General features: G+C 67.1%; 25 protein-coding genes and 1 tRNA gene. 8 read left to right on the forward strand and 18 right to left on the reverse strand.

The features are described 5' to 3' along the window. Nucleotides 1–8 precede the first annotated feature (8 nt). Genes ACQY8B_RS17750 through ACQY8B_RS17760 form a run of 3 tightly spaced genes read left to right on the forward strand, consistent with a single transcriptional unit; the run spans nt 9 to nt 3,346 of the window. On the forward strand, nt 9–794 hold the full coding sequence (locus ACQY8B_RS17750; protein ID WP_422087914.1) for a citryl-CoA lyase: 786 nt from the start codon (nt 9–11) through the stop codon (nt 792–794). 10 nt (nt 795–804) lie between these two features. After that, nucleotides 805–1,968 carry an acyl-CoA dehydrogenase family protein gene (locus ACQY8B_RS17755; RefSeq protein WP_422087915.1) on the forward strand — a complete coding sequence of 388 codons (1,164 nt, stop codon included), beginning with the start codon at nt 805–807 and terminating at the stop codon, nt 1,966–1,968. A gap of 13 nt (nt 1,969–1,981) precedes the next feature. Further along, nucleotides 1,982–3,346 (forward strand): MmgE/PrpD family protein, encoded by a 1,365-nt coding sequence (locus tag ACQY8B_RS17760; protein WP_422087916.1) that lies wholly within the window; start codon nt 1,982–1,984, stop codon nt 3,344–3,346. Nucleotides 3,347–3,357: 11 nt separating this feature from the next. On the opposite strand, the gene ACQY8B_RS17765 is transcribed toward ACQY8B_RS17760, so the two are convergent. The 11 genes from ACQY8B_RS17765 to yaaA form a co-directional block, all read right to left on the reverse strand. Then, entirely contained in the window at nt 3,358–4,065 is a 708-nt protein-coding gene (locus tag ACQY8B_RS17765; RefSeq protein ID WP_422087917.1) for an arylmalonate decarboxylase, read from the reverse strand. Nucleotides 4,066–4,362: 297 nt separating this feature from the next. Further along, nucleotides 4,363–5,373 (reverse strand): Bug family tripartite tricarboxylate transporter substrate binding protein, encoded by a 1,011-nt coding sequence (locus ACQY8B_RS17770; RefSeq protein WP_422087918.1) that lies wholly within the window; start codon nt 5,371–5,373, stop codon nt 4,363–4,365. A gap of 94 nt (nt 5,374–5,467) precedes the next feature. Next, nucleotides 5,468–6,622, reverse strand: coding sequence for a mandelate racemase/muconate lactonizing enzyme family protein (locus ACQY8B_RS17775; protein ID WP_422087919.1), 1,155 nt, complete (start codon nt 6,620–6,622; stop codon nt 5,468–5,470). Between the two features lie 109 nt (nt 6,623–6,731). Further along, entirely contained in the window at nt 6,732–7,619 is an 888-nt protein-coding gene (locus ACQY8B_RS17780) for a LysR family transcriptional regulator (protein WP_081265770.1), read from the reverse strand. Nucleotides 7,620–7,632: 13 nt separating this feature from the next. Beyond that, entirely contained in the window at nt 7,633–8,523 is an 891-nt protein-coding gene (locus ACQY8B_RS17785) for a LysR substrate-binding domain-containing protein (RefSeq protein WP_422087920.1), read from the reverse strand. 85 nt (nt 8,524–8,608) lie between these two features. After that, complete coding sequence (locus ACQY8B_RS17790; protein ID WP_422087921.1) at nt 8,609–9,514, reverse strand: SDR family NAD(P)-dependent oxidoreductase; 906 nt, start codon at nt 9,512–9,514, stop codon at nt 8,609–8,611. 117 nt (nt 9,515–9,631) lie between these two features. Then, nucleotides 9,632–10,423: a DUF4019 domain-containing protein gene (locus ACQY8B_RS17795; RefSeq protein WP_422087922.1), complete on the reverse strand. Its 792-nt coding sequence runs from the start codon at nt 10,421–10,423 to the stop codon at nt 9,632–9,634. A gap of 38 nt (nt 10,424–10,461) precedes the next feature. After that, nucleotides 10,462–11,328: an NADPH-dependent 7-cyano-7-deazaguanine reductase QueF gene (gene queF, locus ACQY8B_RS17800; RefSeq protein WP_081265767.1), complete on the reverse strand. Its 867-nt coding sequence runs from the start codon at nt 11,326–11,328 to the stop codon at nt 10,462–10,464. Then, nucleotides 11,325–12,227 (reverse strand): alpha/beta fold hydrolase, encoded by a 903-nt coding sequence (locus tag ACQY8B_RS17805; RefSeq protein WP_422087923.1) that lies wholly within the window; start codon nt 12,225–12,227, stop codon nt 11,325–11,327. Before ACQY8B_RS17805 ends, queF begins: the two co-directional genes overlap by 4 nt. Nucleotides 12,228–12,241: 14 nt before the next feature. Continuing rightward, a complete protein-coding gene (locus ACQY8B_RS17810; RefSeq protein ID WP_422087924.1) occupies nt 12,242–13,084 on the reverse strand; it encodes a 2OG-Fe(II) oxygenase in 843 nt (280 codons plus the stop codon). Next, complete coding sequence (gene yaaA / locus ACQY8B_RS17815; protein WP_422087925.1) at nt 13,084–13,866, reverse strand: peroxide stress protein YaaA; 783 nt, start codon at nt 13,864–13,866, stop codon at nt 13,084–13,086. The genes ACQY8B_RS17810 and yaaA overlap by 1 nt, the downstream gene beginning before the upstream one ends. 104 nt (nt 13,867–13,970) lie before the next feature. Between yaaA and ACQY8B_RS17820 the strand changes: the two genes are divergently transcribed. Both ACQY8B_RS17820 and galU read left to right on the forward strand, forming a co-directional pair. Next, nucleotides 13,971–16,850: a valine--tRNA ligase gene (locus tag ACQY8B_RS17820; protein ID WP_422087926.1), complete on the forward strand. Its 2,880-nt coding sequence runs from the start codon at nt 13,971–13,973 to the stop codon at nt 16,848–16,850. Between the two features lie 117 nt (nt 16,851–16,967). Beyond that, nucleotides 16,968–17,858, forward strand: a complete 891-nt coding sequence (gene galU, locus ACQY8B_RS17825) for a UTP--glucose-1-phosphate uridylyltransferase GalU (protein ID WP_422087927.1) — start codon at nt 16,968–16,970, stop codon at nt 17,856–17,858. A 66-nt stretch (nt 17,859–17,924) separates the two neighbouring features. Here galU and ACQY8B_RS17830 read toward each other — a convergent pair whose 3' ends face one another. The 3 genes from ACQY8B_RS17830 to cysM form a co-directional block, all read right to left on the reverse strand. Next, nucleotides 17,925–18,152 (reverse strand): sulfurtransferase TusA family protein, encoded by a 228-nt coding sequence (locus tag ACQY8B_RS17830; RefSeq protein ID WP_422087928.1) that lies wholly within the window; start codon nt 18,150–18,152, stop codon nt 17,925–17,927. Next, nucleotides 18,142–18,726: an NUDIX domain-containing protein gene (locus tag ACQY8B_RS17835; protein ID WP_237679101.1), complete on the reverse strand. Its 585-nt coding sequence runs from the start codon at nt 18,724–18,726 to the stop codon at nt 18,142–18,144. The genes ACQY8B_RS17830 and ACQY8B_RS17835 overlap by 11 nt, the downstream gene beginning before the upstream one ends. 64 nt (nt 18,727–18,790) lie before the next feature. Next, entirely contained in the window at nt 18,791–19,693 is a 903-nt protein-coding gene (gene cysM, locus ACQY8B_RS17840; protein WP_422087929.1) for a cysteine synthase CysM, read from the reverse strand. Nucleotides 19,694–19,735: 42 nt separating this feature from the next. Here cysM and ACQY8B_RS17845 point away from each other — a divergent pair. Next, a tRNA-Leu gene (locus ACQY8B_RS17845) sits at nt 19,736–19,820 on the forward strand. A gap of 123 nt (nt 19,821–19,943) precedes the next feature. On the opposite strand, the gene ACQY8B_RS17850 is transcribed toward ACQY8B_RS17845, so the two are convergent. Continuing rightward, on the reverse strand, nt 19,944–20,885 hold the full coding sequence (locus ACQY8B_RS17850) for an SDR family oxidoreductase (RefSeq protein ID WP_422087930.1): 942 nt from the start codon (nt 20,883–20,885) through the stop codon (nt 19,944–19,946). Between the two features lie 76 nt (nt 20,886–20,961). Between ACQY8B_RS17850 and ACQY8B_RS17855 the strand changes: the two genes are divergently transcribed. Continuing rightward, nucleotides 20,962–22,026, forward strand: a complete 1,065-nt coding sequence (locus ACQY8B_RS17855; protein ID WP_422087931.1) for a CDP-6-deoxy-delta-3,4-glucoseen reductase — start codon at nt 20,962–20,964, stop codon at nt 22,024–22,026. 12 nt (nt 22,027–22,038) lie between these two features. Next, nucleotides 22,039–23,019 carry a Bug family tripartite tricarboxylate transporter substrate binding protein gene (locus ACQY8B_RS17860; protein ID WP_422087932.1) on the forward strand — a complete coding sequence of 327 codons (981 nt, stop codon included), beginning with the start codon at nt 22,039–22,041 and terminating at the stop codon, nt 23,017–23,019. 26 nt (nt 23,020–23,045) lie between these two features. On the opposite strand, the gene ACQY8B_RS17865 is transcribed toward ACQY8B_RS17860, so the two are convergent. The 3 genes from ACQY8B_RS17865 to ACQY8B_RS17875 are packed head-to-tail and all read right to left on the reverse strand — an operon-like array spanning nt 23,046 to nt 25,835. Then, the gene (locus tag ACQY8B_RS17865; protein WP_422089066.1) at nt 23,046–23,810 is read right to left on the reverse strand and encodes an ABC transporter ATP-binding protein; all 765 of its coding nucleotides are present in this window, start codon (nt 23,808–23,810) and stop codon (nt 23,046–23,048) included. A gap of 16 nt (nt 23,811–23,826) precedes the next feature. Then, entirely contained in the window at nt 23,827–24,606 is a 780-nt protein-coding gene (locus ACQY8B_RS17870; protein ID WP_422087933.1) for an ABC transporter ATP-binding protein, read from the reverse strand. Between the two features lie 20 nt (nt 24,607–24,626). After that, nucleotides 24,627–25,835: a branched-chain amino acid ABC transporter permease gene (locus tag ACQY8B_RS17875; RefSeq protein ID WP_422087934.1), complete on the reverse strand. Its 1,209-nt coding sequence runs from the start codon at nt 25,833–25,835 to the stop codon at nt 24,627–24,629. Nucleotides 25,836–25,845: the final 10 nt, after the last annotated feature.

The raw sequence follows: 25,845 nt of genomic DNA on the forward strand, positions 1-25,845 counted from the left end.
TTCGGCGCATGACCACCAAGATCAAGAAATCCCTGCATACGGAGCTGGGCCACAGCACCCCCGACAAGATCACCGTGCGCGGGCGCGACCTGCCTTCGGAAATCCTCGGCCACCTGAACCTCGGCGACATGGCGTTCCTGGAGCTGACCGGGCGCATCCCGACGCCGCAGGAATCGGTGACCTTCAATGCCATCGTCGTGACGCTGGTGGAACACGGCATCACGCCCAGTGCATTGGCGGCGCGCCTCACTTATGCGGGCGCTCCAGAGGCACTGCAGGCCGCCGTGGCAGCCGGCCTCTGCGGACTGGGCACGGTGTTCGTAGGCAGCACCGAAGGCGCGGCCAGGATGCTCTACGAAGCGATTCCCTTCGGCGAGAAGCCCACGCGCCCGCTCGCCGACATGGCGAAAGACATCGTCGCCGACCACCGCGCGCGCAAGCAGATCGTGCCGGGCCTGGGCCATCCGCTGCACAAGCCCATCGATCCGCGCACGCCGCGCCTGTTCCAGATCGCGGCGGAGAACGGGCTCTCCAGCCACTACGTCGCGCTGATGCAGGCGGTGCAGGAAGAAGCCGAGCGCGTGTCGGGCAAGTCGCTGCCGATCAACGCCACGGGGGCCATCGGCGCGATTGCGGCCGAGTTCGGCTTTCCCTGGAAGATCATTCGCGGCTTCGGCGTGATGGCACGCGCCATCGGCCTGGTGGGCCACATCCTCGAGGAGATCGACGACCCGATGGCGGTGGAGATCTGGCAGCGCGTGGAGAAGGAAGCCGGCGGCCCGCGCCAGGACTGAGCAAAGACCGATGAACAACGCCAACGACAAGAACTACCCCGACATACGCGATGCCGTGCGCGACCTGTGCGCGCAGTTTCCCGATGCCTACTTCCGCAAGATCGACGAGGCGCGCGGCTACCCCGCCGAGTTCGTCGATGCGCTCACCAAAGCCGGCTGGATGGCCGCGCTGATTCCGCAGGAGTACGGCGGCTCCGGCCTGGGCCTGACCGAGGCCTCGGTCATCATGGAAGAGATCAACCGCTGCGGTGGCAACTCCGGCGCCTGCCACGGCCAGATGTACAACATGGGCACGCTGCTGCGCCACGGCAGCGAGGCGCAGAAGCGCAACTACCTGCCGAAGATCGCCAACGGCGAGCTGCGCCTGCAGTCGATGGGCGTGACCGAGCCCACCACCGGCACCGACACCACCAAGATCAAGACCACCGCCGTGAAGAAGGGCGACCGCTACGTCGTCAACGGGCAGAAGGTGTGGATATCGCGCATCCAGCATTCGGACCTGATGATCCTGCTGGCGCGCACCACGCCGCTGGCGGACGTGAAGAAGAAGTCCGAAGGCGTGTCGATCTTCATCGTCGACCTGCGCGAGGCCATCGGCAAGGGACTCACGGTGCAGCCCATCCTGAACATGGTGAACCACGAGACCAACGAGCTGTTCTTCGAGAACCTCGAGATCCCGGCCGAGAACCTGATCGGCGAGGAAGGCCAGGGCTTCAAGTACATCCTGGACGGGCTCAACGCCGAGCGCACCTTGATTGCGGCGGAGTGCATCGGCGACGGCTACTGGTTCATCGACCGGGTTACCGCATACACCAAGGAGCGCGTGGTGTTCGGCCGGCCCATCGGGCAGAACCAGGGCGTGCAGTTTCCGATTGCCGAGGCGTTCATCGAGGTGGAAGCCGCGAACCTGATGCGCTACGAGGCCTGCCGTTTGTTCGATGCGCACCAGCCCTGCGGCGCGCAGGCCAACATGGCGAAGTACCTTGCGGCCAAGGCGAGCTGGGAAGCCGCCAATGCATGCCTGCAGTTCCATGGAGGCTTCGGCTTTGCCTGCGAATACGACATCGAGCGCAAGTTCCGCGAGACGCGGCTCTATCAGGTGGCGCCCATTTCGACGAACCTGATCCTGAGCTACGTGGCCGAACACATGCTCGGCCTGCCCCGTTCGTTCTGAAGGACCTGATCGCATGAACTCCATCGACCACCCGAGCAAGACGCTCGCGACCTTCGCCGCCGAACTGCGGTTCGCAGACATTCCCGCCCCCGTGCTGCGCCGCACCGAAGACCTGATGCTCGACTGGCTCGGCTCGGTGCTTGCGGCGCGCACTGCGCGCCCCATCCGCAGCATCGAGCGCTTCGCCCGGTTGATGGGCCCGGCCGAAGGGCCAAGTGAAATACTGACCTCGCGCCAGACCAGTTCACCGCTGTTCGCCGCGATGGTGAACGCGGCGGCCTCGCACTTCGTCGAGCAGGACGACGTGCACAACGGCTCGGTGTTCCACCCGGCCGCCGTCGTCATTGCGCCGGCGCTGGCCGTGGCGCAGAGCATCGGCGCGAGCGGCGCGCAACTGCTGACGGCGGTGGTCGCCGGCTACGAGGTCGGCATTCGCGTGGGCGAATTTCTCGGCCGCTCGCACTACAAGACCTTCCACACGACCGCGACGGCGGGCACGCTCGCGGCTGCCGCCGCCGTGGGCCGCCTGCTGGAACTCACGCCGCAGCAAATGCTGCACGCCTTCGGCTCGGCAGGCACGCAATCGGCCGGCGTATGGGAGTTCCTGCGCGACGCGGCCGATTCCAAGCAATTGCACTGCGCACATGCAGCGGCCAGCGGGCTCATGTCGGCCTACCTCGCGCAAGACGGCTTTACCGGCGCCGCGAAGATCCTCGAAGGCGCGCAGGGCCTTGGCGTCGGCATGTCGAGCGACGCCGACCCGGCCAGGCTCACCGACGGCCTCGGCACGCGCTGGACGCTGGCCGAGACCTCCTTCAAGTACCACGCCTCCTGCCGCCACACCCACCCCGCCGCCGACGCGCTGCTGCAGGTGATGAAGCAGAACGACCTGAAGCCCGCCGACGTGTCGCGCGTGACCACGCACGTGCACCAGGGCGCCATCGACGTGCTGGGCCGTGTGGACGTGCCGGCTACTGTGCACCAGGGCAAGTTCTCGATGGGCACGGTGCTGGGCCTGATCGCGGTGCACGGCCGCGCGGGCCTGGGCGAGTTCGACCGCGACTTCCTCGCGCCCGAGGTCTCGGCCTTCCGCGAGAAGGTGACGATGGAACTGGACGACGAAGTCGACACCGCCTACCCGGCGCGCTGGATAGGCAAGGTCAGCGTCCACACAACCGACGGCCGCAGGCTGCAGGGCCGTGTGGACGAGCCTAAAGGCGACCCGGGCAACAGCCTGGACCGCGCGGAGATCGAGGACAAGATGCAGCGCCTGGCGCACTACGGCGAAGGCGCTACCGCCGACGAAGCGAAGGCGCTGTGCGAGCGGGTCTGGCGGTTGGCCGACACGCCGCGCGTGGGGCGCTGGCTGATCGGCTGAGCTGAACTGGGTCAGGCGAACAGGCGCCCCTGACCGGGCACGCGCGGATCGAGCCCGGCGGTGCCGACAAGGTCCCAGAAGCCGGCGGGCGAACTCGACACCACGGGCACCCGCAGGCGCGCTTCGACTTCGCGCACCGCATCCAGAGTGACCAGCCCGCCGCACGAGATGAGGATGCCGTCGGCGCCGGGTTGGGCATCGAACACCTTCAGGCACAAATCGACGAGCACCTGCGTCGGCACTTCGCCCACGGCTTTCACGTCGGAGATGGAAAGGCCTTCGAGCGCGAGGGGCTCGAAGTCGCTCTGCTCCAGGTACTTGCGCAGGTGCAGGTTGACTTCGTCGATGTACGCGGTGGCCACCGCCACGCGTCGCACTCCGAGGTGCCGCAGTGCGCCGACGATGGCGTTGCTCATGGTGGTGCAGGGCAATCCGGTGGCGCGTGTCATCTCGGCTTCGAGTTGCCGGTTGAAGGCCGCGCCGCGAAAGAAGCTCAGCGAGGTGCCCATGAGCGAGACCGCGCTCACGCCCTCCTCCTTGAGCGCGACGGCCTTCTCGACCACCGAGTCGATGACGTCGAGATAACCGCGCGTCGAGATTTCTCCAAGGCCCAGGCCTTTGGCACTGAAGCGGATGCGTTCGCCGTAGAGCAGCGGGCCGTCTACCGGCACCGCGCCGGCTGCGGGGGGGACTATCAGGCCCAGGTGAGGTGTGGTCATTTCAATGGCTCCATGTTTTTCTGGCTCTTGTTCGGGGTATGTGCACAGGCCACCGGGTACTCCCCTCCGCGAATGTCCCCCGGCCTTCGGCCTCCTCCTTTATTTCGCTGCGGGGAGCACCCGGCGCCCTGTGCACGATGGGCGCGGCGCTTGTGCGAGCCGATCAACAAGTGCTCTGAACGCTCACGCTGGCGGGGTACCTTGCGCAGCGAAATAAAGGAGGAGGGGCGAAGCCCCGGGGGACATTCGCGGAGCAAGGTACCCCGTCGGCGTGAGCGAGCCCTGAAACAGCAGAAATCAGTTCCCCTCAGCCACGATGCGCTGGTCAGAAATGATCTTCTTCCACCGCGAAGTCTCCGCAGCCATGTCCTTCCCAAGCTGCGAAGGCGTTGAATAGGCACGCAGCGTGCCCTGCGCCGCAGCTGCCGCACCGGCCTCCGGCGTATCGAGCACCGACTTCACCGCAGCCGACAGCTTCTCGACCACATCGTTGGGCGTGCCCGCGGGTGCCAGCACGAAGATGCGCGGCGCCACGTCGAACCCCGGCAACGCATCGGCCAATGGCGGCACGCTCTCCGCGCCTTCGAGCTTGGCCGTGTTCATCAGCGCCACCGCACGCAGCTTGCCCGCCTTGGCCTGCGCCATGCCGGCCGTGGCGCTCACCACGCCAAGAGGAATCTGCCCGCCGATCACGTCGGGCACGATCTGCGCGGCGCCGCGGTACGGCACATGCACCACCGAACTGCCGCTGGCCTGCTTGAGCATCTCGAAGCCCAGGTGCTGCACCGTGCCCACACCCGAGGTGGCGTACGAATAGCGCGAGGCGTTGGCCTTGAGTTCCTTCACCAGCTCGGCCGGCGTCTTCGCGGGAAAGTCGTTGCCCGCGACGATCATCAGCGGCGAGATGAACGCGCCCGCCACCGGCTTGAAGCTGGTGAGCGGATCGATGCCGATCTTCGGCTGCAGCAGCTTGGCAATGAGCAAGGCGCTGTCGCCCATCATCAGCGTGTAGCCGTCGGGCGGCGCCTTGGCGACGAACTCGGCCGCGATCAGGCCGGTCGCGCCGGTGCGGTTCTCCACCAGCACCTGCTGGCCCAGCACGGCCGACAGTCGCACGCCGAGCAGGCGGGCAACCGCATCGACACCACCACCGGCCGAATAACCGACCACGAGCCGAATCGGCTTGTCGGGGTACTTCTGGGCCCAGGCCACGGGCGCCGCGAGGGTGAAGGCGCTCGCAAGGCCCAGGGCGGCCATTGCGCGCAGTGCATGGCGGCGCGCGGGTCGAATCGCTTGTCTGGCTTTCATCTTGTCTCCGTTGTCTTGGTCGGAATCGCCGGCCGTCTGTCGCGGCCTGGTCGTGAAGGAAAGTGTCGCCGGAAGGCAGCAGCCGGCCGGCTGCTCAGGCCTTCCCCTTGCCGTGCGAGGTCGGCAGCTTCGCCAGCTCGCGCACGCGGTCGGCATTGGGCGCGAAGCCCAGGCCCGGTGTCTCGGGCAGCGTGAGCCAGCCCTGGTCGGGTACCGGCAGGCCGTCGAAGATCTGCTTGAGCATCTGCACCGCAACGTAGTGGTACTCGACCAGCCCGCCGTTCGACACGCCCGCATGCAGGTGCATGTTGTGGAAGGGCCAGGCGCCGCCGTTGTCGATGGGCACGTTGAAAGCCTGCGCCATGCCCGCGATCTTCAGCACCTGCGAGTAGCCGCCCGAGATGGTCACGTTGGGCTGCAGCACGTCGACCGCCTGGTTCACCAGCAGGTCGCGGAAGCGGAAGGCCAGGCCCTCGTTCTGGCCGCAGGCCAGCGGAATGCGGGTGCGCGTGCGCAGCTGGGCCATCTGGCGCACGTCGTTCTGCGTGAGCGGCTCCTCGAAGAAGCTGATGCCGTAGGGCTCGATGCGGTGCGCCAGCTCGGTGGCGTGGAAAAGGTCGAGCCCGCAGTTGGCGTCGACGTACAGCTTCACGTCGGGGCCCACGGCCTCGCGCACCGCCGCCACGCGGCGCACGTCTTCGGCGATGACCTCGTCGAGCGGGCGCAGCTCGTCGCGGCGTGCGAGCGCATGGTTGCCGACGGTCATCTTCAAACGCTGGAAGCCCTGCGACACCCACAGCCTTGCGGCCGCCGCGAGCTGGTCGCGCTCGAAGAAGCCGAAACCGAAGGTGGCGTACACCGGCACCCTGGCGCGCGCGCCGCCGAGCAGGCGCCACAGCGGCTGGCCGAGCGCCCTGGCCTTGATGTCCCACAGCGCAATGTCCAGCGCGGCGATGGTGTGGCTTGCATAGCCGGTCTGGCCGCGCGGCGAGAGCAGCCAGTAGAGCTTCTCCCACAGGCGCTCGGTGGCCATCGGGTCTTCGCCGATCAGCGCGGGGCCGGCCACCTCGCGCACGGCGGCGGCGATGATTTCTTCTTCGGTGATGGCGGTCATGCCGTGGCCGACGAGGCCGGTGTCGGTCTCGATCTCTGTGAGGCACAGCGACAGCGAGGTCTGCTTGTTCAGGCCGACCACGTCGATGGTGACGGGAATGTTCAGCGGCGTGGCGCTGACGCGAACGATCTTCAAGAGTGTCTCCTTTGGTTTGCGCGATCTTTGCGCGTGGGCCGCCGGAGAACAATTCGTTTTTGGCGAGCGCGAGGCTTCGCGCGGCGCGAAGCCTCGCGTGCCCTCGCGTTCAGTCCGGCCGGCCGAGGTGCTCCAGCACGGAGCGCGCGGCCACGGTCAGGTCTTGCTGCCTGCGCACGCACAGCAGGTGCCGGCGCAGCGCCCAGGGCGCGTCGAGCTTCAGGCAGCGCAGCCGCAGTATCTGCAGCTGCGGCAGGATGGCCGCGTAGGGCAGCACGCCGATGCCCACGCCCTGCTCCACCATGCGGCACACCATGTCGAAGCTGCCCACCTGCATGCGCACCTTCAGCGGCACCTGCGCCTCCAGCGCGGCGGCCAGCAGCACCCGGTGCAGCGCGGTGCCTTCGCGCACCACGATATGGTCGTAGCGCAGCACTTCTTCCACGCCAATGCGCTTGCGCCGCGCGAGCGGGTGGTCGCGCGCGATCACCACGGCCAGTTCGTCGTTGCGGTACGGCAGGCATTCGAGGCCTTCGGCGGGCGTGTGGCTCTCGATCACGCCGATGTCGGCCAGGCCCGCCTGCACGGCCTTCACCACCTCGGTGCTGGCGCGCTCCTGCAGGTCGATCTTCAGCACCGGGTGCAGCCGCAGGAAGGAGCCGATCTGCGCCGGCAGGAACTGCGCGATGGTCGACGCGTTGGCCGTGATGCTGACCACGCCCGCCACGCCGTTCTGGAAATCGTCGAACTCCGCGCCGAGGCGGTCCATGGCCGAGAGCACGGCGCGCGCATGCAGCAGCAGCCCGTGCCCCGCCGAGGTGAGCGTGACGCCGCGCGCATGGCGCACCAGCAGCGGCAGCCTGGCGCGGGCCTCGAGGTCGGAGATGCGCTTGCTCGCGGCCGCAAGCGCGATGTGGCAACGCTTGGCGCCTTCGCTGATGCTGCCGTGGTCGGCCACGGTCACGAACAGGCGCAGCGACTTCAGGTCGGCGGACATGGCGTGCGCGCCCTCAGTGCGAAACAAGGTGATCGAACAGCTCGCGCGCCGAGGCCGGCAGCTGCTCGCGATTGCGCGCGATCAACTTCAGTTCGCGCTCGGCCCAGGCATCGCTGAGCGCCACGGTCGAAATGCGCATCGCCATCGACAGTCTCTGCGCGGAAGATGCAGGCAGCACGCCGACTCCCACGCCCGCCTCGATCATCAGGCAGATGGCCTCGAAGCTGCTGACCTGGATGCGCGGGTTGAAGCCCCGGCCGGCCAGCTCGGCGCGGCGCTGCAGGAAGCGGTGTATGGCGCTGCCGTGGTGAAGGCCCACGTGCTGCTCGTCGAGCGTGTCGGCGAAAGCTACCGACGGTGCGCCCGCCAGATGGTGCGCGACCGGCACGACCAGCACGAGCTGGTTGCTGCCGAAGGGGCGCGCATCGAAGTCGCCCGTGTGCACGTCGCCCGCGAGGATGCCGATGTCGGCCTCGCCATCGGCCACCGCGCGCACGATCTCCTCGCTCAGGTATTCCCGCAGGTCCACCTGCACGGCAGGATGCTGCGTAAGGAAGCCGGCCAGCTTCTGCGGCAGGTACTCCGTGATCGAGGTGGTGTTGGCGAACACCCGCACGTGCCCCTTGATGCCCTTGCCGAAGTCCTGCATGTCGCAGCGCAGGTGCTCCATCTGCTGCATCACGCGCTTGGCGTGATACAGCACGGCCTGCCCGGCGGCGGTGAGGCTCACGCCCTGCGCGCTGCGGTGCAGCAGCTTGCCGCCCACGGCCTCTTCCATCTGCTTGATGCGGGTGGAGGCTGCGGCCAGCGAGATGCAGGCCTTCTCGGCACCGCGCGTGAGGCTGTGCGCGTCCGCCACGTAGACGAACAGTTTCAGGTCGAACAGGTCGAAGTGCAGGTTCACCGGGCGCGGGCACGAAGGAAGAAGGGAACGCGCATTGTCCGGCGAATGACGCCGAAGCTGCGCCCGGCCTCCTGCGGGTTTGTCCTCAGACCGGGTCCCAGCTGAACACGTCGGCCGAACGGTCCAGCGGGAAGAAGCTGGCGCGCATCGCGGGCATGGCGTGCTCGGCAATGCTCTGCGGCGTCCAGCCTTCGGAGCGGTGGATGGAGCGCACCGGGCGCGGCTGGCTGATGAGCGAGATCTCGTTGTTGCGCACCGAGAAGATCTGCCCGTTGACCGCACCGGCCGCATCGCTCGCCAGATAAACCGCGAGCGGCGCGACCTTGGCGGGCGTCATCTGCTTGATCTTGTCGACGCGGGCGCGCTGCTCGTCGGTGTCGGTGGGAATGGCGCCGATCATGCGGCTCCAGGCAAAGGGCGCGATGCAGTTGGAGCGCACGTTGAATTTCTGCATGTCCAGCGCGATCGACTTCGACAACGCGACGATGCCGAGCTTGGCCGCCGAGTAGTTGGCCTGCCCGAAGTTGCCGATGAGGCCCGAGGTCGAGGTCATGTGCACCAGCGCGCCCGAGTTCTGCTCCTTGAAGTGCGTGGCCGCCGCGCGGCTCACGTAGTAGGAGCCGTACAGGTGGACCTTGAGCACCGAGTCCCACTCGTCGACCGACATCTTGTGGAAGAAGCGGTCGCGCAGGATTCCCGCGTTGTTGACCACCGCGTCGATGCGGCCGAAGCTGTCGAGCGCGCACTGCACGATGTGTGCGGCGCTGGCGGCATCGGCCACGTTGTCGGTATTGGGCACCGCCTGTCCGCCGGCCGCGCGGATCTCGTCGACCACCTGCTGCGCGGGGCCTGCACTGCCGCCTTCGCCGTCGAGCGCGGCGCCGATGTCGTTGACCACCACCTTCGCGCCATGCGCCGCCATCGCCAGCGCGATGTCGCGCCCGATGCCGCCGCCAGCGCCGGTGACGACGACCACTTTTCCTTCAACCATGCTTGTCTGTGCTCCGGATGCTCGTTCGACCGCGGTTCGCGGGTCGATTCCAGAATGCCACAGGGAGCGGGCTGCGGGTTTCGGATTTCCGAAGAGGGGCTTCGCCCCGGCACGGGCTCAGCAGCGGGCGCTGGCCTTGAACGCCGCCAGTTGCTCGGGCGTCATTCGCTGCTGCGTGGCCCTGTCGATGTAGTTGGCTTCTTCGCGAATGACCTGGAACGAGCCATCAGGCTGACCGCGCCAGACGACGTAGCCGCAATGGATGTCGATGTTCTGGAACTGGCTCACCAGATCGGCTGCGATGTAGACACCGGGCCGCGGTGCAGACGGTGGGTTGTCGTAACGCGTGATCTTCCGGATGCGGCGGCTCGTGGCTGGCCCGGCAATCGCGCTGAACTTTCTTCCGGCGCCGCTCCAGCTCTCTTGCGAAGCCGTGGCCTTCATCGAATCGGCAAAGAAGCCATAGGCCTTCGCAAAATCACCGGCATCCTTGGCCTTTAGGTACTGGTACGTCAGCAACTCGACCTGCTTCTGGTCTTCTTCGGGCGTCGATGGCCGCTCCCTTGCGGGGGAGGCAGCGCTTTTCTCCTGGGCGACCGATCCACATTGAATTTCCTGCCGGAGCACCAGCTCGCCGGGGGCTCTTGAGGACGCCGGCTCGATGGGTTCCTGGCGCGCGAAGCTGTAGCGCCCGAATGTGACCTTGTTTTCGCCGCACAGCTTCTGTGCTGCGGGCGTCAATTGGGCTTGCCCGGCCGCTATTTCCAGCGGCTCGCTCGCCTTGAGCGTCAGCTCATACGCCGCATTGCCAAGCTGCCTGACGGCCACGTCTTCGCCCGCGATTGCGGGATACGCCGTTGCCATGAAGAGAAACGCGCCAGCGGCCGCGTGTGAAAGCACTGAACGCATTTTTCTTCTTTCTTGCGGCCGGACAAAAAGACTTCGGCTTACTGCCGCGCAGTACGGATATTCGCGGGCAGCGCCTGCGGCCAGCTCGTGCGGAACGGGTTGATGTCCAGCCCGCCGCGTCGCGTGTAGCGCGCATACACCGCGAGCTTGGTGGGCTTGCAGCGGCTCCAGATGTCCGTGAACATGCGCTCGGCGCAGGGCTCGTGGAATTCGTTGTGATTGCGAAAGCTCACGATGTACGCGAGCAGGCCGGCCTGGTCGATGGGCGGGCCGCTGTAGCGGATCTGCACGCTGCCCCAGTCGGGCTGGCCGGTGACGAGGCAGTTGCTCTTGAGCAGGCGGCTGGTGAGGGTTTCGTTCACGTGCACCTGCGTGGTGTCGCTGCTCAGCAGATCGGGGGCGGGCTGGTAGCGGGTGCACTCGATGTCGAGCCGGTCGAGGTCGAGGCCGTCGATCTCATGCACCGGTTCGCGGTCGAACAGCTCGGGCGTGAGCAGCTTCACGCCGATGCCGCCCGACTGGTCGCTGCCGCGCCAGGCGGCCTCGGCGAGGTCGGTGCGCAGGTGTTCGCGCACGGCGTCGATGCTCGCGAAGGTGCTGTTGTTGAAGCTGTTCAGGTAGAGCTTGAAGCTCTTGCTTTCGATGATGTTGGGCGTCTCGCACGGGATGGTGAAGTGCGCGATGGCCAGTTGCGGCTTGCCGCGCGCATTGAGCCAGCTCACCTCGAACGCGGTCCACAGGTCGGCGCCGAAGAAGGGCAAGGCGCCGGACTTGATGCCCATGGCCTCGCGCTGCGTGGCGCGCGCGATGGGGAACAGCAGCGAGGGGTCGTAGTGGTCGGCGTAGGCCGAGGCGCGGCCCAGCTGCGATTGCTCGGGGGTATTGGGGTTGTGGTCTGTGCTCATGGCTTTGAATCTCGGGCTTCGGCCGCGTGCGCGAACGGTGCGATGTGGTTGGCGAGGATGGCGCACACCTCGGGCGGCAGGTCGTGGCCCATGCCGGGAATGGAAACGAAGCGCGAACCCGGAATGCGCCGGGCGGTGTCTTCGCCGCAGGCCATGGGCACGAGCGCGTCGGCGTCGCCGTGCAGCACCAGCGTCGGGCACTGGATGCGCGGCAGCACCTGGGGGCGCTCGTCGTCGGCGCCGATGGCGAGCATCTGCCGCATCAGGCCGGCCGGGTGGTACGAACGCCGCATGCTGAAGGTCAGGCGCTCGGCCAGCTCTTCGTCGGTCTGGGGGTAGGCGGGGCTCTGGATCAGCCGCAGCAGCCTGATGCTGTGCGCCACCAGTTCGGCCTCGCTCTTGCCCAGCGGCCGGCGCATGAGCATGGTCGTCACTTCGCGGCGCGGCCCGGGCAAGCCGCGCGCGCCGCTGGAACTCATGATGCTCACGAGGCTGGTGCTGCGCCGCGGCGCGAAGGCGGCGATGCGCTGGGCGATCATGCCGCCCATCGAGGCGCCGACGATGTGGGCCTTGGCGATGCCCAGCGCGTCGAGCACGCCGAGCGAATCGAGCGCCATGTCCTGCAGCGTGTAGGCAGAGCGCACCTTGAGGCCCAGGCGGTGGCGGATGGTCTGCCACACGACGTTGCCGGTGCCCGCGTGGTCGAAGCCCTGGCTCAGGCCGATGTCGCGGTTGTCGTGGCGCACCACGCGAAAGCCTGCGTCCACCAGCTGCTGCACCAAGCCGTTCGGCCATGCGACCAGCTGCATGCCCAGGCCCATGATGAGCAGGATGACGGGACGCCCTTCGCCTCCGGTGTCGTCGACTTCGATCTGCAGCCCGTTGGCGGTGACTTTCATCGGTTTCTTTTTGCCTACTTGAACTCGCGCTCGCGCAGCCACTTGGTGGCGACCCACTTCTCGCCCGCCAGCACCGGCGCGCCGCCGTGCAGGGTGCGGGTGACGGGGTCGGGCCGGTCGTAGCTGAAGAACACGCCGGTGCCGCGCACCGGGGCCACCTCGAGGCCCACGTCGGGGAAGGTGGTGGCGCCGCCGCCCTCGGGCTCCTGCAGGTACATGACGAGCGTGGCCACGCGCTGGCCGCCGCGCTTGAGGATGGTGGGCGTGCCGGGCTCGCCGGGATCGAAGTAGTCGTAGTGCGGGCGGTACTGCGCGCCGGGGGCGTAGCGCAGGATCTGCAGGCCCTCGCCGAACTCGAGCGGCCAGCGCAGCAGCATGGCGATGCGCTGCTCCAGGCGCGCGACGATCTCGTTTTCGCCGCGCTCGAAGAACATGCCGTCGCTGGTGCGGTCGACGTTGAGCACCTCGCCGCCGGTGCGCGTTTCCACGGTGAGCGAGCGTGCCAGGCGCACCCGCGCGGCGGCGATCAGGCCTTCGCATTCCTCCCCCGACAGCAGGTTGCCGAACACCACCACGCGCGGATGCCGCATGGTCTGCAGCACCTGCACGCAGCGATCGCCGGCATCGAGGTACAGCGGCGCACCGTCGAGGTCGGGGCCGGGCATTTCGGTGCGCACGGGCGGCAGCGCCACCTCGACGTTGGGGAAACCGGCTTCGAGCTGGGCCAGCGCCGTGTCGGCGGCGGCGTCATGCCAGCCGGCCGCGCGCATGGACGCGCGCAGCGCCGGCACCGAGTGCCCGGCCGCGAGCTGGGCCACCAGCCATTCGCGCAGTTCCGGACTGATCGCTTGCGACATCAGACTTTTCTCCTGAATACCAGCCTGTCTGGTTTGGACACGCCAGCGTCGAAACCATAACCTTCGAGGTCGAACTTTTCCAGTGCCTTGGGCGTGGCTGCCTTGTGCTGCACAGCCCAGCGGGCCAGCAGGCCGCGCGCGCGCTTGGCGAAGAAGCTGACGATCTTGTACTTGTCGCCCTTCCACTCCTCGAACACGCATTCGACCACACGGGCCTTGAGCACCTTCCTGTCGACCGACTTGAAGTACTCCTGGGAAGCCACGTTGATGACCACCGGCGTGCGGTCGGCCGCAAGGCGCTCGTTCAGGTGCTCGGCGATGCGCGAGCCCCAGAAGGCGTACAGGTCCTTGCCGTGGCGGTTGGCCAGCGCGGTGCCCATCTCGAGCCGGTAGGGCTGCAGCAGGTCGAGCGGGCGCAGCAGGCCGTAGAGGCCGCTGAGGATGCAGACGTGGTCTTGCGCCCAGTCGAGCTGCGCCCGGGTAAGCGTGCGGGCATCGAGGCCGCCGTAGACGTCGCCGTCGAAGGCGAAGGCGGCCTGGCGGGCGTTCCTGGCGGTGCTCTTGCTCGACCAGGCCTCGTAGCGGGCCACGTTCAGGGCCGAGAGCTTGTCCGACAGGTGCATCAGCTCGGCGATCTGCTGCGGCGACTTCTCGCGCAGCAGCTTGATGAGTTCGACCGAGGGGCCGCGCGGGGACTCGAAATGGGGTTGGGTGGCGGGGATTTCGGAGGGGACCGGGGTGTCGTAGTCGAGCGACTTCGCAGGGGAGAGCAGGAACAGCATCCCGGAATTATGAGTGGCCGAAGTGACCGGAGGCAGCGCCGGTAAAATCACCGGCAATCCCACCTCGTTACGACGGCACCCGAGGGTGCCGTTTTGCATTCCCCATGAGCGAACCCACCACCTCCCCCGCCCAACCCGGCCTCGACAGCCTGTCGAAATCTTTCGAACCCGCCGCCATCGAGGCGCACTGGGGCCCGGAATGGGAAAAGCGCGGCTACGCCAAGGCGGGCTTCCGCGGCACTCAGCAGCCCAAGGAAGGGGCCGAGTCGTTCGCGATCCAGCTGCCGCCGCCCAACGTGACGGGCACGCTGCACATGGGCCATGCGTTCAACCAGACGATCATGGACAGCCTCACGCGCTACCACCGCATGAAGGGCGCCAACACGCTGTGGGTGCCGGGCACCGACCACGCGGGCATCGCGACGCAGATCGTGGTGGAGCGCCAGCTGCAGGAGCAGAAGGTCAGCCGCCACGAGCTCGGCCGCAAGAACTTCGTGGCGCGCGTGTGGGAGTGGAAGGAAAAGTCGGGCAACACCATCACGCAGCAGATGCGCCGCATGGGCGACACGGTGGACTGGAGCCGCGAGTACTTCACGATGGACGACGACCTGTCGAAGGTCGTGATGCACACCTTCGTGAAGCTGTACGAAGAAGGCCTCATCTACCGCGGCAAGCGCCTGGGCAACTGGGACCCGGTGCTCAAGACCTCGGTGAGCGACCTCGAGGTCGAGAGCGAGGAGGAAGACGGCTTCCTCTGGCACCTGTCGTACCCGCTGGAAGACGGCAGCGGCGCGCTGACAGTAGCCACCACCCGGCCCGAGACCATGCTCGGCGACACGGCCGTCATGGTCCACCCCGAGGACGAGCGCTACAAGCACCTGATCGGCCAGCGCGTGAAGCTGCCTCTGGTGGGCCGGCTGATCCCGATCATTGCCGACGACTACGTGGACAAGGAATTCGGCACCGGCGTGGTCAAGGTCACGCCCGCCCATGACTACAACGACTACGCGGTCGGCCAGCGCCACAAGCTCGAGATGATCGGCGTGCTGACGCTGGACGCGACCATCAACGACAAAGCGCCCGAAAAATACCGCGGCATGGACCGCTTCGTGGCGCGCAAGGCCGTGGTGGCCGACCTCGACGCGCTGGGCCTGCTCGTCGAAGTGAAGAAGCACAAGCTGATGGTGCCGCGCTGCGCGCGCTCGGGCGCCATCGTGGAGCCGATGCTCACCGACCAGTGGTACGTGGCCATGACCCGCCCCGGCGCCGACGGCCAGTCGATCGCGCAGAAAGCCATCGACGTGGTGAAGTCGGGCGAGGTGCGCTTCGTGCCCGAGAACTGGGTCAACACCTACAACCACTGGATGGAGAACATCCAGGACTGGACCATCTCGCGCCAGCTCTGGTGGGGCCACCAGATTCCCGCCTGGTACGACGAGGAAGGCAACGTGTACGTGGCGGAAGACGAAGCCGCCGCGCAGGCCAAGGCGCCGGGCAGGAAGCTCACGCGCGACGAGGACGTGCTCGACACCTGGTATTCGTCGGCCCTTGTGCCCTTCTCTTCGCTGGGCTGGCCCGAGAAGACCAGGGAGCTGGAGCTGTACCTGCCTTCCACCGTGCTGGTGACGGGCTACGACATCATCTTCTTCTGGGTCGCCCGGATGATCATGATGACCAAGCACTTCACCGGCAAGGTGCCGTTCAAGGACGTCTACATCCACGGCCTGGTGCGCGACGCGCAGGGCAAGAAGATGAGCAAGTCCGAAGGCAACGTGCTCGACCCGGTCGACCTGATCGACGGCATCGCGCTGCCCGAGCTGCTGGACAAGCGCAGCCAGGGCCTGCGCAAGCCCGAGACCGCGCCCACCGTGCGCAAGAACACGCAGAAGGAGTTCCCGGACGGCATTCCGGCCTTCGGCGCCGATGCGCTGCGCTTCACCTTCGCTTCGCTGGCCTCGCTGGGCCGCAGCATCAACTTCGACTCGAAGCGCTGCGAGGGCTATCGCAACTTCTGCAACAAACTGTGGAACGCAACGCGCTTCGTGCTGATGAACTGCGAAGGCCAGGACTGCGGCCTGCTGGAGCACACGAAGGAAGACTGCAAGGTCGGCGGCCCGGCCCACGGCTACCTGAAGTTCAGCCGCGCCGACTACTGGATCGTGTCGCAGCTGCAGCGCGTCGAGGCCGAAGTGACCAAGGGCTTCGAGGAATACCGCCTCGACAACGTGGCCAACACGATCTACCAGTTCGCCTGGGACGAGTTCTGCGACTGGTACCTCGAAATCGCCAAGGTGCAGATCCAGACCGGCGACGACGCGCAGAAGCGAGCCACGCGCCGTACGCTGATCCGCGTGCTCGAAACGCTGCTGCGCCTGGCGCACCCGGTGATTCCGTTCATCACGGAAGAGCTGTGGCAGAAGGTGTCGAAGGTTGCGGGTCGCGAGGGCGAGTCGATCATGGTGGCGGCGTATCCGCAGAGCCAGCCGGAAAAGATCGACGAGGCGGCCGAGGCTTACGTGGCGCGGCTGAAGAGCCTGGTCGACGCATGCCGCACGCTGCGCGGCGAAATGAACGTGTCGCCCGCGATGCGCCTGCCGCTGTACGCCGTGGCCGACGACGCCGAGGGCGCTGCCTTCCTGCGCGAGGCGGCGCCCGTGCTGCAGGCGCTGGCCAAGCTCAAGGAAGTGAAGGTCTTCGACGACGAGGCCTCATGGCAGGCGGCCGCGGAAGCGGCGCCGGTGGCGGTCGTGGGTGCCGCGCGCCTGTGCCTGCACATGGAAATCGACAAGGCAGCCGAGAAGCTGCGCATCGGCAAGGAAATCGCGCGCATCGAGGGCGAGATCGCCAAGGTGCACGGCAAGCTCGGCAACGAGGCCTTCGTGGCCAAGGCGCCGCCTGCCGTGATCGAGCAGGAGCGCAAGCGCCTGGCCGATTTCACCGCCACGCTGGAGCGCCTGCGCGACCAGCTTGTGCGCCTCGGCTGACAGACGGAGTAAATACCGGGCGTTTAGGATGCTGGTTCGGCACTTGCTTGCCGCTCCTGCGACCACTCCCGGGACATCCCCCTTTCCTTCTTCCAACGAACCGACGCCGAACTGCCCATGTCCACACCATCGACACGTATCCGCAAGGCTGTATTTCCCGTTGCGGGCTTTGGCACCCGCTTTCTGCCCGCCACCAAGGCACAGCCCAAGGAAATGCTGCCGGTGGTCGACAAGCCGCTGATCCAGTACGCCGTCGAAGAGGCCTACGCCGCGGGCATCCGCGACATGATCTTCGTCACCGGCCGCAACAAGCGCGCCATCGAGGACCACTACGACACCGCCTACGAGCTCGAAAGCCAGCTCGAGGCCAGCGGCAAGACTGCCCTGCTGAACATTGCGCGCTCTGTCATGCCCGACGACATGACCTGCTCCTACGTGCGCCAGCCGCGCATGCTGGGCCTGGGCCATGCCGTGCTGTGCGCCGAGCACCTGGTGGGCAACGAGCCCTTCGCCGTGCTGCTGGCGGACGACCTGATGGTCGGCCCCAAGGGCGGCGAACCCGTGCTGGCGCAAATGACCGCGGCCTTCGCCCGTCTCGGCGGCTCGCTGCTGGCGGTGCAGGAAGTGCCGCTGGAGCACGTCAAGCGCTATGGCATCGTGGCCGGCGACGCCGTCGAGGAAGGCCTGGTCAAGGTCAGCAAGATGGTCGAGAAGCCGAAGCCAGAAGACGCCCCCTCGCGCCTGGGCGTGGCGGGCCGCTACATCCTGACGCCGGGCGTCTTCGACGAGATCCGCAACCAGCCCAAGGGCGCGGGCGGCGAGATCCAGCTGACCGACGGCATCGCGGCGCTGATGAAGAAGGAATCGGTGTACGCGTACTCGTACAAGGGCATCCGCTACGACTGCGGCAGCAAGGAAGGCTTCCTGCAGGCGTCGGTGGAACTGGCGCTGGCGCACCCCGAAGTGGGCGCGGAGTTCCGCGAGTACCTCAAGAGCCTGAAGCTGTAAACAACGCACGGCGCGCATCGCGCTTGTGCAAAGGGCCGCTGCTGCGGCCCTTTTCTTTTGGCTTTGTCAGCGGCGCTTCAGCACATGGATGAAGTCGGTGCCGATGGTTTCCTGTTCCATCAGCTCGTTGCCCGTCTGGCGCGCAAAGGCCTGGAAGTCGCGGATCGACCCGGGGTCGGTCGACACCACCTTCAGCAATTGCCCGCTCGCCATCTCGTTGAGCGATTTTTTCGCCTTGAGGATGGGCAGCGGGCAGTTCAGCCCACGCGTGTCGAGTTCGCGGTCAACTTGCACTTCCACGCTCCTCGGGCTCCGGCGGCAGGTTCAGGCCGCGGCGGCGTTCTTCGTTTTCCGCGGCGGTGAAGAACACGGGCTCGTGGCCGCGCGTTCGCAGCCAGTCGGCCAGCGCATAGCCGGTTCCGGCAGGCCAGCACTTCAGGTCGGGCAGGTCGTAGAGGCGGTAGTCGACCAGTTCGGGCGAGAGCTTCACCTCGCCGTCGGCCACCACGTGGTAGGCGATGATGACCTGGTTCATGCGCTGGAAGTCGTAGGCACCGACGATCTTGAGGGCGCTGACGTCCAGGTTGGTTTCTTCCTTGACCTCGCGCGCAACGCCCTCCTCCGGCGTCTCGCCGGCTTCCATGAAGCCGGTGATCAGCGCGAACATCTTGCCCGGCCAGGCCGCATTGCGCGCCAGCAGCACCTGGCCGCGGTACTCGACGATGGCCGCGAGCACGGGCGTGGGATTGTTCCAGTGCGTGTGGCCGCAGTTGGGGCAGCGCAGGCGCTCCTTGGGGCCGCCGTCTTCCATCAGCGCGATCCACTCGAGCGGCGTGGCACAGACCTGGCAAAACTTGGGATGGGGCATGGGGTCTCTTTTCTTTTTATGGCGCCGCCCGCGTGGAGTCGGGCCGCGGGTTGGCTGAAGACGATCAGGCCGGGAACACGCCGGTGGAGAGGTAGCGGTCGCCGCGGTCGCAGACCACGAACACGATGATCGCGTTCTCGACCGTCTTGGACACCTCGAGCGCAGCCCAGAGCGCACCGGCGGCCGAGATGCCGCCGAAGATGCCCTCTTCGCGCGCAAGGCGACGGCACATTTCTTCCGCGTCGTCCTGGCTCACGCTGATTTCCTGGTCGACCCGGCTCGGGTCGAAGATCTTCGGCATGTATTCGGCCGGCCATTTGCGGATGCCCGGAATGCGCGAGCCTTCGGCCGGTTGCGCGCCGATGATGCGGATGGCGGGGTTCTTCTCTTTCAGGAAGCGCGAGACGCCGGTAATGGTGCCGGTGGTGCCCATCGCGCTCACGAAATGGGTGACCTTGCCCTTGGTGTCGGCCCAGATCTCGGGGCCCGTGGTCTCGTAGTGGATGCGCGGGTTGTCCGGATTAGCGAACTGGTCGAGCACCAGGCCCTTGCCCTGCGCGACCATCTGCTCGGCGAGATCGCGCGCGTATTCCATGCCGCCGCTCTTGGGCGTGAGCACCAGTTCGGCGCCGAAAGCCTTCATGGTCTGGGCACGCTCGACGGAGAGGTCCTCCGGCATGATCAGCACCATGCGGTAGCCCTTGATTGCCGCGGCCATGGCCAGGGCAATGCCCGTGTTGCCGGAGGTGGCTTCGATCAGCGTGTCGCCGGGCTTGATTTCACCGCGCTCCTCGGCGCGCTTGATCATCGAGAGGGCCGGCCGGTCTTTCACCGAGCCTGCTGGATTGTTGCCTTCCAGCTTGCCGAGAATCACGTTGCCACGCTTGGCGTTTTCTGCGGCATGGATGCGTTGCAGGGCGACCAGGGGGGTCTTGCCGATGGCATCTTCGATCGTCGGATAATTCATGGCAGCCACTGTGCCATAATTTTGGGCTTCGTTCAGAACCCTGCCCGGGTGGTGAAATTGGTAGACGCAGGGGACTCAAAATCCCCCACCGAAAGGTGTGCCGGTTCGATTCCGGCCCCGGGCACCAAACTTTGGCTCGCCCCCAGGCTGCGCGGCACTTCGTGTCCGCTTCGCCTTCCCCCTGCCGGGGGCAACACCAGAGGCCCGGCAAAGCCGGTTCCTCGGTGTTCCTGGAATTGGCCTCCCCCAACTACGACTGCTCGTTGGCCTCCATCAGGCCTGTATGCACTGTCGGATGCACCAGCCGCACCCGCAGCTCGCGCTTGAGCCGCGTGTTGTCCAGCCGTCGCGATTCCCCCATGAAGCTCAGCAACTGCAGCGGCAGCTGCCGCTCGGCCTCGCCGCGGGCCACGCGCGGCGGGCGGGGCATGCCGTACAGGTCGGCAGCCAGGTCCATGTAGTCGCCCATCTTCAGTTCGGTGTCGTCCGATGCGTGCACGACGCGCTGCGGCTTGCCGCGGAACAGTGCGGCCTCGCAGGCTCGCGCCAGGTCGTCGGCGTGGATGTGGTTGGTGTAGACGTCGTCCTCATGCCGCAGCACGGGGGTGCCGCGCTGCAGGCGCCCGCGTGGCGTGCCGTTTTCGCGGTCCGGCGCGTAGATGCCGGGAATCCGCAGGATACTGGCCCGGATGCCGGCACTGCGGCCCAGCCAGCGCACGGCACGTTCGGCGTCCACGCGGCGGTGCGAGCGGGGCGTGTCCGGCCGCACGCCGCGCGTTTCGGACACGCGGGCGCCTTCGCAGTCACCATAGACGCCGCTGGTCGAGCCGTAGACGAAGGTCGAAGGCACCGAGCGCAGCCGCAGCGCGCGCGCCAGCGCGGTAGTGCGCTGGTCACGCCACCAGGCAGCGCCACCGTCGCGGGCCGGCGGCGCCAGGTGCAGCACCCGGGTCGCGATGCCCGCCAGCCTGCGCAGGGTGGCCGCGTCGTCCAGGTTGCCCACCAGCGGGCGCACGCCGGCTGCCCGCAGGGCGGTCACCCGGTCCTTGGAGGAAGTGAGCGCCACCAGTTGCATGCGGCCCGAAAGATCGCGCGCGACGCGCTGGCCGACGTCGCCGCAGCCCACGATGAGAAGGCGCTCGCGCCGGAAGCGCGCCGGCAGAGCGCCGGAGGGGCTATTGATTGAAGGCAAAATCCTGTTCCTGTCCCAATTCAGTTGCTCCCGCGCTGTTCGCAGCGTCCAGGAGATTACCCCCCGAAGAATACCGATGACTGCTACAGCGCCGCATGAGGCGGGCTTTTCCATCACCGTCGAGCCCAGCGGGCGCCATTTCGTGGCGCAGGGCGACGAAACCATCCTCGCGGCCGGCATCCGGCAAGGCATCGGCCTGCCCTATGGCTGCAAGGACGGCGCCTGCGGCTCCTGCAAGTGCAAGAAGCTGTCGGGCGAGGTCACGCTCGGCCCCCACCAGAGCAAGGCCCTGAGCGCCGAAGAACAACTGGCCGGCTTCGTGCTGACCTGCTGCGCCCACGCCACCAGCGACGTGGTGCTCGAGTCGCGCCAGGTCACGGAAGCCGGCGCGCTGCCGATCCGCAAGATGCCAGTGCGGGTGATGGCGCTCACGCGCCAGTCGCACGACGTGATGCTGCTGCGCCTGCAACTGCCGGCCGGCGAGCCGCTGCAGTTCTACGCGGGCCAGTACGTGGAATTCATCTTGCGAGACGGCGCCCGCCGCAGCTATTCGATGGCCAATGCGCCGCACACCGTCGGCGTGCCGGGCACGGGCATCGAGCTGCACCTGCGGCACCTGCCGGGCGGCAAATTTACCGACCACGTGTTCGGCACGATGAAGGAAAAGGAAATCCTGCGCATCGAAGGCCCCTTCGGCAGCTTCTTCCTGCGCGAGGACTCCGACAAGCCGATGATCCTGCTGGCCTCGGGCACCGGCTTTGCGCCCATCAAGGCGCTGCTGGAGCACATGCAGTTCAAGGGCATCACGCGGCCCGTGTCGCTCTACTGGGGCGGCCGCCGCCCCGAAGACCTGTACATGGACGCCTGGGTGCGCGAGCAGATGCCCAACATGCCCCAGCTGCGCTACGTGCCCGTCATCTCCAACGCGACGCCGCAGGACAACTGGACCGGCCGCACCGGCTTCGTCCACCAGGCCGTGCTGGAAGACTTCGCCGACCTGTCGGGCCACCAGGTCTATGCCTGCGGCGCGCCCATCGTGGTCGATTCGGCCAAGCGCGACTACGTGGCGCAGGCCGGGCTGCCCGAAGAAGAGTTCTTTGCAGACGCGTTCACCACCGAGGCCGACAAGGCCGTTCCCTGAAGACTACAAAAAATGAAGACGAGACATTTCCTTCTCACCCTGCTCGCCAGCGCCACCGCCCTGCTGGGCACCGGCACCGCCATGGCACAGCAACAGCAGCGCCCCATCCGCCTCGTCGTGCCCTACGCGGCCGGCGGCCCGATCGACAACACCGCGCGCATCCTGGCCGAGCGCGTCAAGGACACGCTGGGCCCGGTCATCATCGACAACAAGCCCGGTGCGGGCGGCAACATCGGCGCCGACATCGTGGCGAAGGCACCGCCGGACGGCCTGACCATCGGCATCGCGGCCACCGCCACGAACGCGGTGAATCCGTGGCTCTACAACAAGATCCCGTTCAACGCCGCGACCGACTTCGCGCCGATCACGCAGATGGTCCGCGTGCCCAACGTGCTGGTGATGAACGCCGACACCGCGAAGCGCCTGAACATCAACAGCGTGGCCGACCTCATCCGCTACGCCAAGGCCAACCCCGCCAAGCTCAACTACGGCAGCGGCGGCAACGGCAGCGCGGGGCACCTGGCTGGCGAGCTGTTCAAGAAGGAAGCCGGCATCTTCGCGGTGCACATTCCGTACAACGGCGGCAGCCCGGCGCAGCTGGCGCTGATCTCGGGCCAGGTCGACTTCAATTTCGACAACCTCGCCACCGCCGCGCCGAACATCCGCTCGGGCAAGCTGAAGGCGATTGCAGTGACGACGCTGCAGCGCAGCAGTTCGCTGCCCGAAGTGCCGCCCATCGCCGAAACGCTCAAGGGCTTTTCCATCGACACCTGGTGGGGCCTGGTGGCACCGGCGGGCACGCCGCACGACGTGGTCGTGAAGCTGAATCAGGCGTTCGTGGCCGCGCTCAATGCGCCGGAAACGAAGACGCGCTTCGCCGGGCTGCTGGCCGAGCCGGTGGCCAGTTCGCCGGAGCAGTTCGGTGCGTTCATGAAGAGCGAACTGGCGAAGTACGAAGCCGTCGTCAAGGCGACTGGCGCCAAGGTCGACTGAAGCCGCCCCCTCTCGGGGGCCTTTGTCTATTCGCCCAGGTACGCGGCCCGCACGCGCGGGTCGCTCAGCAGGGCCTTGGCCTCGCCGCTCATGGTGATCAGGCCCGACTCCATCACGTAGCCGCGGTCGGCCAGCTGCAGCGCGCGGTTGGCGTTCTGCTCCACCAGCAGGATGGTCACGCCCTGCGAGGCCACGGTCTGCACCACCTCGAAGATCTTGTCGCACATGATCGGCGACAGGCCCATGGTGGGTTCGTCCAGCAGCAGCACCTTGGGGCGCGCCATCAGCGCGCGGCCCATGGCCAGCATCTGCTGCTCGCCGCCCGACATGGTGCCGGCCAGCTGGTCCTTGCGCTCCCGCAGGCGCGGGAAGGTGACGAAAACGCGCTCCATGTCGCTCACGATCTCGGCCTTGTCCTTGCGGATGTAGGCGCCGATCTGCAGGTTCTCGGTGATGGTCATGCGCGTGAACACGCCGCGGCCTTCCGGCACCATCACCAGGCCCTCGGCCACCAGGTCCCAGGCGCCGCGGCCCTTGATGCTGCGGCCCAGGAACTCGATGTTGCCGGCCCCGGCCGGCAGCGTGCCGGTGATCGCCTTCATGGTGGTGGTCTTGCCGGCGCCGTTGGAGCCGATCAGCGAGACCAGCTCGCCCTCGCGCACCTCGAAGTCCACGCCCTTGACGGCCTGGATGCCGCCGTAGCCCACCTTCAGGCCGCTGACCTTCAGCAGCGTCTTGCCGGCCGCCTTGGCCTGCGCGGCGCTGGCCATGGTGTCTTGTTCGCTCGTCATCGTTGCTGTCGTCATTTCAGTGGCCTCCGGTGCCGAGGTAGGCCTCGATCACCTTCTCGTTCTTCTGCACGTCCATCGGCGTTCCCTCGGCAATCTGCTTGCCGTAGTCCAGCACGGTGACGCGGTCGCACAGGCCCATGATGAGCTTGACGTCGTGTTCGATGATCAGGATGGTGCGGTTGTCGCGGCGGATGCGGTCGATCAGCTCGCGCAATGCCACCTTCTCGGTGGAGTTCATGCCCGCGGCAGGCTCGTCCAGCGCGATGAGCTGCGGATCGGTGGCCAGGGCGCGCGCGATTTCCAGGCGACGCTGGTCGCCGTAGCTCAGCGTGCGCGCCTTGTAGTCGGCGAACTTGCCGATGCCAACGTAGTCGAGCAGCTCGTGCGCGCGCTTGGCGATGGCGGCTTCCTCGGCCTTGAAGCTGCCGGTGCGCAGCATGGCGCCGAACACGCCGGAGTTGGTGCGGATATGGCGCCCGACCATCACGTTTTCCAGCGCCGTCATCTCGGCGAAGAGGCGGATGTTCTGGAAGGTGCGCGCAATGCCGGCCTTGGCCACTTCATGCACGGCCGTCGGCTGGTAGGGCTTGCCGGCCAGCTCGAAGGTGCCGCTGTCGGGCGTGTACAGGCCGGTGATCACGTTGAAGAACGTGGTCTTGCCCGCGCCGTTGGGGCCGATCAGTCCGTAGACCTGGCCGCGCTTGATGGTGATGCCCACGTCCGAGAGCGCCTGCAAGCCGCCGAAGCGCTTGGAGATGCCGCGCACGTCGAGGATGGTGTCCGTTGTCGTCGTCATGTTGATTTCTCCTTCGGCGTTCACGGATTGATCGACATGGGACGCGAGGCCGCACCCGGCAGCTCGTCGGCGGGCGTATCGATGCCCGGTGCATGGGTCTGCAGCGAGCCCGGGGCCACCGCGGCATGGGTCGGGTCGACGGGCACGCCGCCCTTCTTCGTCAGGGACTTGCCATGCTCCGGCGACGGCCACAGGCCGCGCGGGCGCACCAGCATGATGATGATCATGGCCAGCGCGATGAACAGCTGGCGCAGGATGGACGCATCGAGGCGCCCGTCGGTGGCCGCCTGCAGCGGACCGGCCACGTAGCGCAGCACCTCGGGCAGCGCTGCCAGCAGCACGGCGCCCAGGATCACGCCGGGCAGGTGCCCGATGCCGCCGAGCACCACCATGGCCACGATCATCACCGACTCCATCAGGCTGAAGGACTCGGGCGACACGAAGCCCTGGAAGGCCGCGAACATCGCGCCCGACACGCCGCCGAAGCTCGCGCCCATGCCGAAGGCCAGCAGCTTCATGTTGCGGGTGTTGATGCCCATGGCCTTGGCGGCGATCTCGTCTTCGCGGATGGCCATCCAGGCGCGGCCGATGCGCGAGGTCTGCAGGCGGTGCGAGATGATCACGGTCGCGACCACGAGCGCCAGGAACAGGTAGTAGTACAGCGACACCGAGGAGATCGTGAAGCCGTCGAACTTCCATGCCTTGCCGAGGTCGAGGCCCCAGAACTTGATGGAGTCGATGGCCGTGATGCCCTTGGGCCCGTTGGTGATGTTGACGGGCTGGTCCAGGTTGTTCAGGAACACGCGGATGATTTCGCCGAAGCCCAGCGTGACGATGGCGAGGTAGTCGCCGCGCAGCTTGAGCGTAGGCGCACCCAGCAGCACGCCCAGGCAGCCCGCCACCACCAGCGCCAGCGGTATCACGATCAGCAGCGAGGTGTGCATGCCGTTCGGGAACATCTGCGCGAACCACGGGAAGGTCTCGGTCAGGTGCGACGAGCCCATGAGCGCGAAGAGATAGGCACCCACCGCGAAGAAGGCCACGTAGCCCAGGTCGAGCAGGCCGGCGTAGCCGACCACGATGTTCAGGCCCAGTGCCAGCAGCACATAGAGCAGAGCGATGTCGGCGATGCGCACCCATGCGTTGCCCTGCATCTGCAGCAGCAGCGGCAGGGCGAGCACGGCGATGGCGCCGATGATGTAGAGCGCGAGGTTCTTGCTGTTCTTCATGTCTCGCTCC

Source organism: Variovorax sp. (genome assembly GCF_965279555.1).
In the GTDB taxonomy this organism is placed as follows: Bacteria; Pseudomonadota; Gammaproteobacteria; order Burkholderiales; family Burkholderiaceae_C; genus Variovorax.